Origin of the sequence: Pseudomonas sp. JQ170C, from assembly GCF_035581345.1 — a bacterium.
GTDB lineage: Bacteria > Pseudomonadota > Gammaproteobacteria > Pseudomonadales > Pseudomonadaceae > Aquipseudomonas.
Genome location: NZ_CP141608.1, coordinates 1,229,356 through 1,243,122, shown reverse-complemented (window position 1 = coordinate 1,243,122; position 13,767 = coordinate 1,229,356). Strand labels below are relative to the sequence as shown.

General features: G+C 61.9%; 16 protein-coding genes. 6 read left to right on the top strand and 10 right to left on the bottom strand.

Going from position 1 to position 13,767, the window contains the following annotated elements; genetic code table 11:
* Nucleotides 1-27: 27 nt before the first annotated feature.
* The 5 genes from rplS to ffh form a co-directional block, all read right to left on the bottom strand.
* Complete coding sequence (gene rplS / locus U9R80_RS05650; protein WP_010220244.1) at nt 28-378, bottom strand: 50S ribosomal protein L19; 351 nt, start codon at nt 376-378, stop codon at nt 28-30.
* Between the two features lie 42 nt (nt 379-420).
* Entirely contained in the window at nt 421-1,173 is a 753-nt protein-coding gene (trmD, locus tag U9R80_RS05645) for a tRNA (guanosine(37)-N1)-methyltransferase TrmD (RefSeq protein WP_301837297.1), read from the bottom strand.
* Nucleotides 1,174-1,176: 3 nt separating this feature from the next.
* The gene (gene rimM / locus U9R80_RS05640; RefSeq protein WP_301837298.1) at nt 1,177-1,713 is read right to left on the bottom strand and encodes a ribosome maturation factor RimM; all 537 of its coding nucleotides are present in this window, start codon (nt 1,711-1,713) and stop codon (nt 1,177-1,179) included.
* 5 nt (nt 1,714-1,718) lie between these two features.
* Entirely contained in the window at nt 1,719-1,970 is a 252-nt protein-coding gene (rpsP, locus tag U9R80_RS05635) for a 30S ribosomal protein S16 (RefSeq protein ID WP_028942918.1), read from the bottom strand.
* A gap of 238 nt (nt 1,971-2,208) precedes the next feature.
* Entirely contained in the window at nt 2,209-3,585 is a 1,377-nt protein-coding gene (gene ffh / locus U9R80_RS05630) for a signal recognition particle protein (protein WP_301837301.1), read from the bottom strand.
* Between the two features lie 194 nt (nt 3,586-3,779).
* Here ffh and U9R80_RS05625 point away from each other — a divergent pair, with 194 nt between their 5' ends.
* From U9R80_RS05625 to U9R80_RS05615, 3 genes are all read left to right on the top strand, one after another.
* Complete coding sequence (locus tag U9R80_RS05625; RefSeq protein ID WP_442964938.1) at nt 3,780-4,592, top strand: cytochrome C assembly family protein; 813 nt, start codon at nt 3,780-3,782, stop codon at nt 4,590-4,592.
* Nucleotides 4,593-4,605: 13 nt separating this feature from the next.
* Nucleotides 4,606-5,817 (top strand): transporter associated domain-containing protein, encoded by a 1,212-nt coding sequence (locus tag U9R80_RS05620; RefSeq protein WP_301837303.1) that lies wholly within the window; start codon nt 4,606-4,608, stop codon nt 5,815-5,817.
* Between the two features lie 264 nt (nt 5,818-6,081).
* Nucleotides 6,082-7,386, top strand: coding sequence for an MFS transporter (locus tag U9R80_RS05615; protein WP_301837304.1), 1,305 nt, complete (start codon nt 6,082-6,084; stop codon nt 7,384-7,386).
* A gap of 63 nt (nt 7,387-7,449) precedes the next feature.
* Here the strand turns inward: U9R80_RS05615 and purT are convergent, their stop codons facing one another.
* From purT to U9R80_RS05590, 5 genes are all read right to left on the bottom strand, one after another.
* Nucleotides 7,450-8,631, bottom strand: coding sequence for a formate-dependent phosphoribosylglycinamide formyltransferase (gene purT / locus U9R80_RS05610; protein WP_301837305.1), 1,182 nt, complete (start codon nt 8,629-8,631; stop codon nt 7,450-7,452).
* Between the two features lie 95 nt (nt 8,632-8,726).
* Nucleotides 8,727-9,194: a VUT family protein gene (locus tag U9R80_RS05605; protein ID WP_301837306.1), complete on the bottom strand. Its 468-nt coding sequence runs from the start codon at nt 9,192-9,194 to the stop codon at nt 8,727-8,729.
* A gap of 63 nt (nt 9,195-9,257) precedes the next feature.
* Nucleotides 9,258-9,464, bottom strand: a complete 207-nt coding sequence (locus tag U9R80_RS05600; protein ID WP_301837307.1) for a DUF1289 domain-containing protein — start codon at nt 9,462-9,464, stop codon at nt 9,258-9,260.
* Nucleotides 9,464-9,988, bottom strand: coding sequence for a gamma carbonic anhydrase family protein (locus U9R80_RS05595; protein ID WP_274117694.1), 525 nt, complete (start codon nt 9,986-9,988; stop codon nt 9,464-9,466). Before U9R80_RS05595 ends, U9R80_RS05600 begins: the two co-directional genes overlap by 1 nt.
* 43 nt (nt 9,989-10,031) lie before the next feature.
* Complete coding sequence (locus U9R80_RS05590) at nt 10,032-10,631, bottom strand: CoA pyrophosphatase (RefSeq protein ID WP_301837308.1); 600 nt, start codon at nt 10,629-10,631, stop codon at nt 10,032-10,034.
* A gap of 133 nt (nt 10,632-10,764) precedes the next feature.
* On the opposite strand from U9R80_RS05590, the gene U9R80_RS05585 reads away from it, so the two are divergent.
* The 3 genes from U9R80_RS05585 (at nt 10,765) to U9R80_RS05575 (ending at nt 13,748) form a co-directional block, all read left to right on the top strand.
* Nucleotides 10,765-11,319 carry an NUDIX hydrolase gene (locus tag U9R80_RS05585; RefSeq protein ID WP_301837309.1) on the top strand — a complete coding sequence of 185 codons (555 nt, stop codon included), beginning with the start codon at nt 10,765-10,767 and terminating at the stop codon, nt 11,317-11,319.
* 19 nt (nt 11,320-11,338) lie between these two features.
* Nucleotides 11,339-11,896, top strand: coding sequence for a L,D-transpeptidase family protein (locus U9R80_RS05580; protein WP_301837310.1), 558 nt, complete (start codon nt 11,339-11,341; stop codon nt 11,894-11,896).
* Nucleotides 11,897-12,053: 157 nt separating this feature from the next.
* Nucleotides 12,054-13,748 (top strand): ShlB/FhaC/HecB family hemolysin secretion/activation protein, encoded by a 1,695-nt coding sequence (locus U9R80_RS05575; protein ID WP_301837311.1) that lies wholly within the window; start codon nt 12,054-12,056, stop codon nt 13,746-13,748.
* Nucleotides 13,749-13,767 lie beyond the last annotated feature (19 nt).

Below are 13,767 nucleotides of genomic sequence, written 5' to 3'. Positions count from 1 at the left end.
TGGCCGTAGCCACCGGTCAAACTGTCATCAGGACAGTTTTTCCTTGATGCGAGCGGCTTTACCGGACAGGTCGCGCAGGTAGTACAGCTTGGCTTTACGCACGTCACCACGACGTTTCACGGCCAGGCTGTCGATTTGCGGGCTGTAGGTCTGGAAAGTACGCTCAACGCCAACACCGTTGGAGATCTTGCGAACAGTGAAAGCACTGTTCAGGCCACGGTTACGCTTGGCGATTACAACGCCTTCGAATGCCTGCAGACGCGAACGATCGCCTTCCTTCACTTTCACCTGAACGACGATGGTGTCGCCCGGGGCAAAGGTCGGGATCTCTTTGGACATCTGCTCAGCTTCGATCTGCTGAATGATTTTGTTGGTCATGCTGTGCTCCTAAGGTAAATCGTCGGATCTACCATCGATACGTTAACTATCGTCCCGCTCTCGGAGGTACTCCTCGAGCAGCTTCTTCTCTTCTCCAGAAAGTGAGCGACTTTCCAGAAGATCGGCGCGTCGTTCATAGGTCCGCCCAAGGGACTGCTGTAAACGCCATCGCCGGATGTGTGCATGGTTGCCACTAAGCAACACGTCGGGAACACGCTGATCCGCATACACCTCCGGTCGGGTGTAGTGCGGGCAATCGAGCAGACCATCGGTAAAGGAGTCTTCCTCCGCCGAGTCCGCATGCCCTAAAGCTCCGGGCAGCAGTCGCGTAACCGCATCAATCAGGACCATCGCCGGCAGCTCGCCGCCAGACAATACATAGTCCCCAATCGACCACTCTTCATCGACATGAGCCTCGATAAAACGCTCGTCGATGCCTTCATAACGACCGGCTATCAGAATCAACGATTCGTGCTTCACCAGGTCTTTGACCGCCGACTGATCCAGCTTGCGGCCTTGCGGCGAAAGGTAGATCACCTTCGCCTTCCCCCCGGTTGCCTGCCTGGCCTGAACCAGTGCATCTTCCAGAGGTTTGATCTTCATCACCATGCCTGGACCACCGCCAAAAGGCCGATCATCTACCGTATGGTGACGATCTGTGGTGTAGTCCCGTGGGTTCCAGCAGGTCAGTTGCAACAACCCCTGCTTTACCGCACGGCTGGTAATGCCGTACTCACTGATGGCCGAGAACATCTCGGGGAACAACGTAATGACGTCTACGCGCAGGCTAGCCATTGCTTAGAAGTCCGCGTCCCATTCCACCCTCATCTCGCCTGCAGCCAGGTCGATCTTCAACACGCATTGCTCTGTATAGGGCAACAGGCGCTCTCGATCATCCAGACTACCCGCGCAGGGCTTTACCACCATTACATCGTTCGCGCCGGTCTCCAACAGGTGATCAACCTTGCCGAACAGCTGTTCGTCCTGGTTGATGACTTTCAGACCTACCAACTGGTACCAGTAGTACTCGTCGCTAGGCAGGTTGGGCAAAAGGCTTCGCGAGATACAAATCTCATAACCGCTCAGAAGACGGGCTTCATCACGATCATCGAGGCCTTTGAGCTTGGCGACCAGGTCCTTTTGAGTGGATCGGCCACTGACCAGCTCTACCTGTTTTACCTTCCCTTCGTGCCGAAGCGTCCAGTTGCGGTAATCCAACAGGTTTTCAATCGGATCGGTAAAGGAAAAGACCTTCACCTCGCCACGAACGCCGTGAACCGAAAAAATCTTGCCGACAACGATCAAGTCATCAGCTTTTTCTGGCGTCGCGCTCATACTGTTCAGGCAGCAGCCTTGGCAGCATCTTTCAGCAGTTTTGCAACGCGCTCGGATGGCTGTGCGCCAACGCTCAGCCAGTGAGCAACGCGGTCTTGCTTAACGGACAGACGAACTTCCTGGCCACGAGCGATAGGGTTGAAGAAACCAACCTGCTCAATGTGCGAACCGGTAACTGGGTTACGCGAGTCAGTCACGGTCAGGGTGTAAAATGGGCGCTTTTTGGAGCCGCCACGGGCAAGACGGATGGTTAGCATTGAACATCGTTCCTGTAGTCGGTGCTGCAAATCATAATGCACAGCGGGCACACGGGTGCCCGAAAGGCCGCATATTCTCAAGGAATACACGGACATTTGCAAATGCCTTTTTACGCACGGTAAAAAGGCCTGCCTGCTGATCTGCGGTTTGTACTGCCTTATATATAAGGCAGCGGTGGTCCCGCCGGGGCGGGGTTCCGGTCGTCGGCACTGTTAAGTGCCAACGTCCTGAATAGGTTTACAGCTTGGGCATGCCGCCGCCGGGCATCATGCCGCCCAGGCCGCGCATCATTTTGGCCATGCCGCCTTTGGCAGAAAACTTCTTCATCATCTTCTGCATCTGCTTGTGCTGCTTGATCAAGCGGCCGATGTCCTGCACCTGGGTGCCGGAACCCATGGCGATACGGCGCTTGCGCGAACCACTGATCAGCTCAGGGTCACGGCGCTCGGCCGGGGTCATGGAGTTGATGATCGCTTCCATCTGCTTGAACTGCTTCTCGGCTGCGCCCTGGGCACTGCCCATCTGCGCCAGGTTGACCCCACCGATGCTGGGCAGCTTGTCCATCAAGCCGCCGAGGCCGCCCATATTCTTCATTTGCTGCAGCTGGTCACGGAAGTCTTCGAGGTCGAAGCCCTTGCCCTTCTTCAGCTTCTTGGCCAGTTTGTCGGCCTTTTCCTTGTCGAGGGTCTGTTCGGCCTGCTCGATCAGGCTGAGCACGTCGCCCATGCCCAGGATGCGCGAAGCGATACGGTCGGGGTGGAACGGCTCGAGGGCTTCGCTCTTTTCACCCATACCGATGAACTTGATCGGCTTGCCGGTGATGGCACGCACCGACAGCGCGGCACCACCACGGGCGTCGCCGTCGACCTTGGTCAGGATCACGCCGGTCAGCGGCAGCGCCTCGCCAAAGGCCTTGGCGGTGTTGGCGGCATCCTGGCCGGTCATGGCGTCGACCACGAACAGCGTCTCGATCGGCTTGACCGCAGCGTGCAGGTCCTTGATCTCGCTCATCATCTCGGCGTCGATATGCAGACGGCCGGCGGTGTCGACGATGACGACGTCGATGAACTTGAGCTTGGCTTCGCGGATGGCCGCTTCAGCGATGGCTACTGGCTTCTGGCTGATATCGGACGGGAAGAAGGTAACGCCGATGTCGCCTGCCAGGGTTTCGAGCTGCTTGATGGCCGCCGGACGGTAGACGTCCGCCGACACCACCATCACCGACTTCTTCTTGCGCTCCTTGAGGAAGCGCGCCAGCTTGCCGGCGGTAGTGGTCTTGCCCGCGCCCTGCAGACCGGCCATCAGGACCACGGCCGGCGGTGCAGCATTGAGCGCCAGGTCTTCGTTGGCGGCGCCCATCAGGCCTTCGAGTTCGGCCTGGACGATCTTCACGAACGCCTGGCCCGGGGTCAGGCTGCGCGACACCTCGGTGCCGACCGCACGCTCCTTGACCTTGTTGACGAAATCCTTGACCACCGGCAGGGCGACGTCAGCCTCGAGCAACGCCATGCGCACTTCACGCAGGGTGTCTTTGATGTTGTCTTCGGTCAGCTTGGCCTTGCCGGTGACATGGCGCAGCGTCTGTGACAGACGGTCGGTCAGGTTTTCAAACATGGTGATCCTTTCAGGCTCTTCAGAACCGAGGTTTATCAGCTGCCTCTGGCATTTGGGCGGGCCTTGGGCAGGGGCAGGTCGGCGATTATAACCAAGACTCGGGCCAGCGCACACCTTACGTCGGCTGGCGGTCTTCCTTGGCAGGCGCGTTGTATGCCAAACTCATCCTCTTTCGGGCTTGCCTAACAGGACTTATGCTCCCCTTGTCACCCAGCTTGCTTCCCAATCTGATCGCCGCCTGCCTGTACGCCGCCGCGACCTTCTATCATGGCTCCCGCCTGGCGCAAGGCGCCAAGGCCGACAAACGCCTGCTCGGGCTGCTCGGCGCACTGGCGGTCATCGCCCAGGGTACCGCGCTGTTCTGGCAGCTGCTGACGCCCCTGGGCCTGAGCCTGGACTTCTTCAGTGCCGCCAGCCTGATCGCCACGGCCGTCATCGCTCTGACCCTGCTGGCCTGCCTGCGCATCCCGGTAGAGAACCTGCTGTTGCTGCTGTTCCCGCTGGGCATGGCCACGGCCCTGATCGCGCAGTTTGCCCCATCGGGCACCGTACCGCTGATCAATGAAGAGACCGGCATCCTCGCGCATATCCTGCTGTCGATCCTGGCCTACGGAATGTTCACGATTGCCGTGTTCCAGGCCTTGCTGCTGCTGGTGCAGGATCACCAGCTCAAGCACAAGCACCCCTCGGGCCTGATCCGCAACTTCCCGCCCCTGCAAACCATGGAGAGCCTCCTGTTCGGCTTCCTCTGGACCGGTTGGGCCCTGCTGTCGCTGTCGCTGATTTCCGGCTGGCTGTTCCTGGACAACCTGTTCGCCCAGCACCTGGTGCATAAAACCCTGCTGGCCTGCGTGGCCTGGATCGTCTTCAGCGTGCTGCTGTGGGGTCGTACCCGCCTGGGCTGGCGCGGCCACAAGGCAATCCGCTGGACCCTGGCCGGCTTCTGCCTGCTGATGCTGGCCTACTTCGGCAGCAAGCTGGTACGCGAATTCATCCTGCATATCTGACGGGCACAGGTAAATGGACGATCTGCCGTTAGGACCGTTACTCGGCGTACTGGCACTGGCACTGCTCTGGTCGGCACTGTTTACCGCTGTGGATGCCGCCCAGCAGCACCTCAATGGTGCCCGGCGCAACAACCAGACCGACGCGCACCCCGAACTCAAGGTCGCCCCCCAGGCCCTGGTACTCTGTTCCACCCTGGGCAAACTCCTGGTGCTGGCCCTGGCCTGCCTGCTGGGGCAGCGCTACAACGGCGAGCATGGGTTCTGGCTCGCCGGCCTTGGCGCCGCCACCCTGTTGCTGGTGTTCGCCGAATACCTGCCGCGACAATTGGCCCGACGCAATCCACCCGCCTTCATCGCCCTGGGCAACACCCTGCTCAAGGCCCCGCTCAAACTGCTCCAGCCGGTGGCCTGGCTACTCGATGGCTGCGCCCGCGTGGTATTGCGCCCGTTCCGGGTCCAGCCCCATGCCGTTGCGCTGCACGAGCAGGACAGCGACGACGACCTCGACGAAGAAACCCCGGCAGACCATCGCCTGAACCTGCCCGAAAGCCTGCTGGCCCTGGACAAGATCACCGTCAACGACATCCTGGTGCCGCGCAACGATGTCGATGGCGTCAACCTCGATGACTCGATCGAGCAGATCATCGAGCAACTGATCATCAGCCGCCACACTCGCCTGCCGGTCTATCACAGCGATATCAACCAGGTCGAAGCCATCCTCAATACCAAGCTGATCAGCCACCTGCTGCCCAAGGCCGAGCTGACCCGCGAAACCCTGCATGCCGCCTGCTACGAACCCTATTTCGTGCCCGAAAGCACCCCCTTGCAGTTGCAACTGCTCAACTTCCACAAGCAGCAGCGGCGCCTGGGCGTTGTCGTCGATGAATACGGCGAAGTGCAGGGCATCGTTACCCTGGAAGACATTCTCGAAGAAATTGTCGGCGAATTCGAAGACGAACACAGCCTGGACAACCCACATATCCATCCGCAGGCAGACGGCCGCTACGTGATCGAAGGCAACGTTTCGATCCGCGAGCTGAACCGCAACCTGGGCTGGCACTTGCCGAGCGACGGCCCCAAGACCCTCAACGGCCTGGTCACCGAAGCGCTGGAAAGCATCCCGGAAAGCGCCGTATGCCTGAAGATCGGCCGCTATCGCCTGGAAATTCTTGAAACCGAAGACAATTGCGCCAGCCGCATACTGGTCTGGACCGTGACCCGCTAGCTATACTCCGGTCACGCTTACCCAGCCCAGCCGTCTCGCCCGCTACCCGCACCCGGCGTCTCTCGGCCAGTCCGCAGCACTGAATACCGCGCGCAAAACCTGCACTGCTTCACACCCCGAACAGTGCCCGCGCCCGCCCCTATCCCCCTCGGGCGTATGCTCAGTCACGCGACCAACAACAATACGCTTCGGCCCCGCTGCCAACGCCTGCCCGCCAGGCCGGTAGCGACGCCTATGGAGCAATCGACTGTCAGGGATAATCGCATGACAACCAGCAGCACCTACTCCGAAACGGAACAGACCAGCCCCGGCAACTCGCCGGCCCGGGTGGCGACCGCCAGCTTCATCGGCACTGCCATCGAGTTCTATGACTTCTACGTCTATGCCACCGCCGCTGCCCTGGTCATCGGCCCGGTATTCTTCCCGCAGACCTCGGGCACCGCACAGATGCTCTCGGCCTTCCTCACCTTCGGCATCGCCTTTCTGGCCAGACCCCTGGGCTCGGCGCTGTTCGGCCACTTCGGTGACCGCATCGGGCGCAAATCGACGCTGGTAGCCTCGCTGCTACTGATGGGGGTGTGTACCACGCTGATCGGCGTGCTGCCCGGCTACGACAGCATCGGTGCCTGGGCGCCGATCCTGCTTTGCGTGCTGCGCTTCGGCCAGGGCCTGGGCCTTGGCGGGGAATGGGGCGGCGCCGCCCTGCTCGCTACCGAAAACGCCCCCAAGGGCAAACGCGCCTGGTTCGGCATGTTTCCGCAACTGGGGCCTTCGATCGGTTTTCTGGCGGCCAACGGCCTGTTCCTGACCCTGGCCATGGTGCTGACTGACGAGCAGTTTCGCGAGTGGGGCTGGCGGATCCCGTTCCTGCTCAGCGCCGCGCTGGTCATTGTCGGCCTGTATGTGCGCCTGAAGCTTGAAGAAACCCCGGTGTTCGCCAAGGCCGTAGCCCGTCACGAGCGGGTAAAAATGCCGGTGGTCGAACTGTTCAGCCAGTACTGGATGCCAGTATTGCTGGGCGCTTCGGCCATGGTGGTGTGCTACGCGCTGTTCTACATTTCCACGGTTTTCTCGCTCAGTTATGGCGTATCGACCCTGGGCTACAGCCGTGAAACCTTCCTCGGCCTGCTGTGCTTCGCCGTGCTGTTCATGGCCCTCGCCACCCCGCTGTCGGCCTGGCTCAGCGACCGTTACGGGCGCAAGCCGGTACTGATCGTCGGTGCGGTGCTGGCGATACTCTCGGGCTTTACCATGCAGCCCTTGCTGACCTCGGGCTCCACGACGGGCGTGGCGCTGTTCCTGGCCATCGAGCTGTTCCTGATGGGGGTGACCTTCGCACCGATGGGCGCGTTGCTGCCTGAGCTGTTCCCGACCCACGTGCGTTACACCGGCGCGTCGGCAGCCTATAACCTGGGCGGTATTGTCGGGGCCTCGGCGGCGCCGTTCTTTGCCCAGAAGCTGGTAGCGATGGGGGGATTGAGCTGGGTGGGTGGCTATGTGTCGGCGGCGGCTGTGCTGAGCCTGATTGCTGTGCTGTGCCTGAAAGAAACCCGGCATTCGGAGTTGTAACAGCATCGCGGGGCAAGCCCGCTCCTACCAGACCGGTAGGAACGGGCTTGCCCCGCGACGGATTTAAAGCTCTACCTGAACAGCTTGCGAAGCACGCGTCGCCTTGGCGCGCGCAGCCTCGATCGACTCGTCACGCGCCAGGCACACACCCATGCGGCGCTGGCCATTGACTTCGGGCTTGCCGAACAAACGAATGGCCGTATCCGGCTCACTCAACGCCACACCCAGGTTGGCGAAGGCCGTCTGTTGCGATTGACCTTCCACCAGGATCACCGCCGAAGCCGACGGGCCGAACTGGCGAATCAGCGGAATCGGCAGCCCCAGGATTGCCCGGGCATGCAGGGCGAACTGCGACAGGTCCTGGGAAATCAGGGTCACCAGGCCCGTATCGTGCGGGCGCGGCGACACTTCGCTGAACCACACCTGATCACCCTTGATGAACAGCTCCACACCAAACAGACCACGGCCGCCCAGGGCTTCGGTGACCGCCTTGGCCACGCGCTCGGACTCCGCCAGGGCCACCGGGCTCATGGCCTGCGGCTGCCAGGACTCCTGATAGTCGCCCTTCTCCTGACGATGCCCGACCGGCGCGCAGAAGGTGGTGCCGCCGACATGGCGCACGGTCAGCAGGGTGATTTCGTAGTCGAAGTCGATGAAACCTTCGATGATCACCCGGCCCTTGCCGGCACGTCCGCCTTCCTGGGCGTAGTCCCAGGCCTTCTGCACATCATCGGCACTCTTGAGCAGGCTCTGGCCCTTGCCCGAGGAGCTCATCACCGGCTTGACCACACAAGGGAAACCGAGGTCTTCGACCGCCTTCGCGTAGGCCTCGAAGGTATCGGCGAAGTGGTACGGCGAGGTTGGCAGTTCCAGCTCTTCGGCGGCCAGGCGGCGAATGCCTTCGCGGTTCATGGTCAGTTGCGTGGAGCGGGCCGTCGGAACCACATTGAAGCCTTCGTTTTCCAGCTCCACCAGGGTCGCGGTGGCGATGGCTTCGATTTCCGGGACGATGTAGTGCGGCTTTTCAGCCTCGATGACCGCACGCAGGGCGGCGCCGTCGAGCATGTTGATCACGTGGCTGCGATGGGCGACCTGCATGGCCGGGGCATCGGCGTAACGGTCCACGGCAATCACTTCGACACCCAGGCGTTGCAGCTCGATCACCACTTCCTTGCCCAGCTCACCACAGCCACAGAGCAGTACACGGGTCGCGGTCGGCGACAATGGGGTTCCGATACGAGTCATCTCAAGTCCTCAGAGGGAAGGATTCCAGGCTGCCCCGCAATCGGTGCAACCCGGTGAAAAGGAGCGCCATTTTACATGAACCGGGCCCTGGGGCCTCAGCCAGTGATGGCACGCTTGCGCAGGCGCCAGGCCATGATCAGCCAGACGGCGGTCACGCCGGCAAACTTGGACGCCATGGCGGTGCCAACCACGGCCGGGGTCAAGGCGCCGATCATGCCGAAAAAGATGAAGGTGTCGATGGGGATGCTCAGCGCCGAGCTGAGCCACAGGCGGTCGTGCAGAGGCCGCTTGGTGATGCTGAACACCAGCCAGTCGATCAGCTCCGAAACCGCAAAGGCCGTTGCGCTGGCCAGGGCAATGGCCGGCTCGGAGGTGATGTACGACAGCACCAGGGCAACCAGCATGGCGACCAACGCACCGTGGCCGAAGCGGGTCTGCACCATGTCGCGCAGGATGAACACCAGGCCGCCCCAGGCGGACCAGATGACATCCAGGTGCGGGGCGCTGGAAAAGGCATAGTTGATCAGCACAACACTGCTGATATAGGCAATCAGAAAGGGCATGGGGTCGACCGCTGGGCAAGCGCTACAGGGTACTTGAGCGGCCGCTTGCGGCCAAGTCCCGGATCAGGCGTTGCCGACGCTGAGGATCAGCCCGGCCGCCACGGCCCGCTCGTGGCACAGCTTCAACACCTGACGGCGTTCGGTGTTGTCCATCCGTCCCCAGCGGGTGATTTCAGCGGCGCTGCGCTGACAACCGGTGCAGATGTCGGCCTCGTCCAGGGCACAGATGTGCACGCAGGGCGAGGCGACCGGGCGCTCAGTACTGCTCATCAATCCTCCTGCACGGCCAGATCGCGCGCGTAGCGCTCGGCGTTGTGCACGTAATGCGCAGCGCTGGCTTCGAGCATTTTCTTCTGCGCTTCAGTCAGTTCGCGTACCACCTTGCCTGGCGAGCCCATCACCAGCGAACCGTCGGGGATCTCCTTGCCTTCGGGGATCAGTGCATTGGCGCCGATGATGCAGTACTTGCCGATCCGCGCGCCATTGAGGATGACCGCATTGATGCCGACCAGGCTGTAGTCGCCCACGGTGCAGCCGTGGAGCATGGCGTTATGACCAACGGTCACGCTCTTGCCCAGGGTCAGCGGCACACCCATGTCGGTGTGCATGACGGTACCGTCCTGGACGTTGCTGTTCTCGCCGATGTCGATCAGTTCGTTGTCGCCGCGCAATACCGCGCCAAACCAGACACTGGCCCCCGCCTGCAGGCGTACCTTGCCGATCAGCGTGGCATTGGGTGCCACCCAGCTGTTGGGATGGGTTTCGACGCGCAGGTCGCCCAGACGGTATTTCATGCGTGGTTCCTCACGGTGCGGCAATGATGGCGGGTGTGCCCGCTCAAATTGGAATGAAGCGTTCAGGCGGTTGGTGCAGGTTGATGCGGGCATCGTAAAGCAAGTTGACCAGCTCGACGATCATGATCGCCGACAACCCCCAGATCTTGTACTCGCCGTAACGGTAACTGGGCACGTACCAGCTGCGGCCCTGGTAATCAATGCGATGGGTGTGGTCGCGCGGGTCCTGGCGGAAGAACTCCAGCGGCACGGTAAAGACGGCAGCGATTTCAGCGTCGTTGGCCTGGTACTCGACAAAATCGGGAATCAGGCCGACAAAAGGCGTGACTTTCAGCCCATGCAGCGAGATCAGCGGGCTCAAGGGACCGATGATTTCCACCAACCCGGGCGGCAGGCCGATCTCTTCTTCGGCCTCGCGCAGGGCGGTAAACACCAGGTCAGGGTCTTCCGGGTCGCGGCGTCCACCGGGAAAGGCGACTTCGCCGCCATGGGTCGACAGGCCCTTGGCGCGCAGGGTCAATACCAGTTCAGGCTCTTCGCTACGGGTAATGGGCAATAAGACGGCGGCCTCGGGAAAACGACGATCGGTTTCCAGGGTGTTGGGCCTATGACTGCTCACACGGCGAAGTAGCTCGTCCAGCATTGCTCTCTCTCGATTCCAAAGCCTGGCCTGCATGATGCACCAAAGCCGCGAGCCGCCCAAGCCCCGAGGTGATCCGGCTTGCAGCCACGGTGACAGTGGCGCCAAGATAGGCGCAACCTACAGGAATAAAAGCATGAAATTCTGCAGTGCGTGCGGCAAACCGGTGATTCAACGCATTCCCGAGGGCGACACCCGCCTGCGCTATGTCTGCGATCACTGCCAGACCATCCATTACCAGAACCCCAACATCGTCGCTGGCGTGCTGCCGACCCATGGCAGCCAGGTGCTGTTGTGCCGCCGCGCCATCGAACCCCGCCGGGGTTACTGGACCCTGCCGGCCGGGTTCATGGAGAACGGCGAAACCATGGAACAGGCCGCCCGTCGCGAAACCGTCGAGGAAGCCTGTGCCCGGGTCGGACAGATGAGCCTGTACCAGCTGTTCGACCTGCCGCACATCAACCAGGTGCACGTGTTCTTTCGCGCCGAACTTGCCGACCTGGACTTTGCCGTCGGCGTCGAGAGCCTGGAAGTGCGACTTTTCGATGAAAGTGAGATTCCATGGGACGAGCTGGCTTTCAGGACCGTGAGCCGTACCCTAGAATGCTACTATCGTGACCGCATCGAGCAGCGCTATCCGATTGGCAACGAATGTCTGTCGCCATTGCTCATTTCGTCACTCAACACCTAGTTTTCAGGGATATCGTTTCATGCGCTGGTTGTTTGCCCTTTTCTGCCTCAGTGTGGCTTCGGTGTCCCAGGCAGCGTTTACCGAAACCATCGTGACCAAGCCTATTGAAAAGGTCGCGCCCTCGCCTCTCCAACTAAAACCGGCAGCAACGGCACAGATCGACAAGATCCTGGTGCTCAAGTCCGAGCGCCGCCTGCAACTGATCAGTGGTGGCGCCCCGCTCAAGACCTATCGCATCTCCCTGGGCAAGCAGCCCAAGGGGCCCAAGTTGCGCGAGGGCGACAAGCGCACCCCGGAAGGTTTCTACTGGATCGACTGGCGCAAGGAGAGCGACCGCTACAACCTGGCGATGCATGTGTCCTACCCGAACATCAGCGATTCGGCGCGGGCCCGGCGCGAAGGCGTGCCCCCCGGTGGCATGATCATGATCCACGGCACACCGCTCGATGAAGAGTACCCCGAAGAGGTATTCCACACCCTGGACTGGACTGAAGGCTGCATCGCCATGACCAACCGCGACATGCGCGAAGTGTGGAACATGGTGCCGGACGGCACGATGATCGAAATCCGCCCCTGACAGCTCGTCCTACATTCCGGTGCATTGCGCCGGACCACCCTGACAAAAACCTGCCTCGCGCCCTACCCGCCATCCGGCTCGGTAGTGCATCCAGACAAATAGCAGCGTCCTTAACATCCAGCTGGCCGGACCACCCGCCATCCCTGGACGCTCGCCTATGCCCCGCTCACGCCGCATCTCGTTTCGCACCTTCGCCCTGGCCATGGCGGGTGCCTTGCTGTGGGCCGATCAATCGGCTGCCGCAGAGGGCGTGCCCGTCATGCAGCAGCTGCGTGAGCAACGCCTGCAACAGGAACAGCTGGAGCAGCGCCAGCGCCTGCGTACGCTGCAGCGGACCGACGATCCCCCCACGCAACCAGCCACCTCACCGCCCACCGAGCCCACCCCTGCCGCCTGCTGGCCCCTGAGCGGCATACGCCTGGCGGGCAATCAGCAACTGTCTCTGGCCGATCTCGCCCCTGCCCTGCAACCGCTGATCAAACCCTGCATGACCCCGGCGCAGGTCAATCAGGTGCTCAAGGCCATCACCCAGCGCTATGTCGATGCCGGCTACCTCACCAGCCGACCTTATCTGAACAGCCGCCCGCACGCCGGCGGCACACTGGACATCGTCATCGTCGAAGGCTTCGTCGAGTCGATCGAGCTGGCCAACCCCAACCTGCCACTTTCACTGCGCAGCGCCTTCCCGACCCTGCTCGGCCAGCCGCTGCGCCTGGACGAACTGGAACAGGGCATGGACCAGCTCAATCGGCTCAAGGCCTTCGACCTGGCCGCCGACCTGCTGCCCGGCAGCGTCGAAGGGGCGACCCGGGTGCTGATCACGCCACGCCAGCTCGGTGCTCGCTGGCACCTGGGCAGTAGCCTCGACAACCGCGGCAGCGAAGTGACCGGACGTGAACGCCTGAGCCTTGGCCTGGGTCTGGACAGCCCGCTTGAGCTCAACGACTTCTTCCAGCTCTCAGTCAACTCCACGCTCCAGTCGGGTACGAGCTACAGCCGTGGCGGCGGCCTGTACTACAGCATTCCCTACGGTCCCTGGAGCTACGCCCTGAGTCTCTATCAGCTGCAGTACCAGGCGCGCTTGCCTGGCAAGCGCCTGTACAGCAGCGGCCACAGTGAGTTTTTCAGCCTGGGGCTGGAGCGAAACCTGTGGCGCAACCAGCAAGGCTTGCTCAGCACCAGCTGGCGCCTTGAGCACAAGCGCCTGGAAAACCGCCTGGCCGACTACCGCCTGCCCCTGCAGAGCCCGACCCTCACCAGCCTGGAGGCCGGCCTGAACCTGCTGTGGCTGGACGACGGCCTGTGGAGCGCCTACCTGGGACTTTCCCAGGGCCTGGACTGGCTCGGTGCCGACCCTGCCCGGCGTAGCCGCCATGCCCCCCAGCCGCAGTTTCGCAAGTACCGCGCCAACCTCCTGCACCTGCGTAACGGCCAGGACCCCGCCTGGCCATGGCGCTGGCAGAGCGAGCTGAACCTGCAGTACAGCCCCGATCCCTTGCCTGCCGTCGAACAGCAACAAGTGACTGACCACACCGCCGTACGGGGCTTTCGCCAACACGTGGTCGCCGGTGCCAGCGCTGCCGTCTGGCGCAACAGCCTGAGCCAGCCGTTGCCGCTGGACCTGCCCCACAGCCTGGTCCTTCGCCCCGCCCTTGGCGTTGATTTGGGCTGGGGCAAATACGACCACGGCAGCACCTCACAACGACTGGCCGGCGCCTTTGCAGGCCTTGAGCTGAGCATGCCGGGCAGCCAGCTCAAGCTCGATTACCAACGCGCACTCCATGTCAGCGGACAACGTCGCCAGGACCTTGAACCCGGTTTCTGGCTGCTGGAGTGGGTACTGAACATCTGATGTCACAACCAAAAAAAGA

Coding starts and splice junctions, on each gene's coding strand:
- rplS (WP_010220244.1), bottom strand. CDS start 378: ATGACCAACAAAATCATTCAGCAGATCGAAGCTGAGCAGATGTCCAAA.
- trmD (WP_301837297.1), bottom strand. CDS start 1,173: ATGGCTAGCCTGCGCGTAGACGTCATTACGTTGTTCCCCGAGATGTTC.
- rimM (WP_301837298.1), bottom strand. CDS start 1,713: ATGAGCGCGACGCCAGAAAAAGCTGATGACTTGATCGTTGTCGGCAAG.
- rpsP (WP_028942918.1), bottom strand. CDS start 1,970: ATGCTAACCATCCGTCTTGCCCGTGGCGGCTCCAAAAAGCGCCCATTT.
- ffh (WP_301837301.1), bottom strand. CDS start 3,585: ATGTTTGAAAACCTGACCGACCGTCTGTCACAGACGCTGCGCCATGTC.
- U9R80_RS05625 (WP_442964938.1), top strand. CDS start 3,780: ATGCTCCCCTTGTCACCCAGCTTGCTTCCCAATCTGATCGCCGCCTGC.
- U9R80_RS05620 (WP_301837303.1), top strand. CDS start 4,606: ATGGACGATCTGCCGTTAGGACCGTTACTCGGCGTACTGGCACTGGCA.
- U9R80_RS05615 (WP_301837304.1), top strand. CDS start 6,082: ATGACAACCAGCAGCACCTACTCCGAAACGGAACAGACCAGCCCCGGC.
- purT (WP_301837305.1), bottom strand. CDS start 8,631: ATGACTCGTATCGGAACCCCATTGTCGCCGACCGCGACCCGTGTACTG.
- U9R80_RS05605 (WP_301837306.1), bottom strand. CDS start 9,194: ATGCCCTTTCTGATTGCCTATATCAGCAGTGTTGTGCTGATCAACTAT.
- U9R80_RS05600 (WP_301837307.1), bottom strand. CDS start 9,464: ATGAGCAGTACTGAGCGCCCGGTCGCCTCGCCCTGCGTGCACATCTGT.
- U9R80_RS05595 (WP_274117694.1), bottom strand. CDS start 9,988: ATGAAATACCGTCTGGGCGACCTGCGCGTCGAAACCCATCCCAACAGC.
- U9R80_RS05590 (WP_301837308.1), bottom strand. CDS start 10,631: ATGCTGGACGAGCTACTTCGCCGTGTGAGCAGTCATAGGCCCAACACC.
- U9R80_RS05585 (WP_301837309.1), top strand. CDS start 10,765: ATGAAATTCTGCAGTGCGTGCGGCAAACCGGTGATTCAACGCATTCCC.
- U9R80_RS05580 (WP_301837310.1), top strand. CDS start 11,339: ATGCGCTGGTTGTTTGCCCTTTTCTGCCTCAGTGTGGCTTCGGTGTCC.
- U9R80_RS05575 (WP_301837311.1), top strand. CDS start 12,054: ATGCCCCGCTCACGCCGCATCTCGTTTCGCACCTTCGCCCTGGCCATG.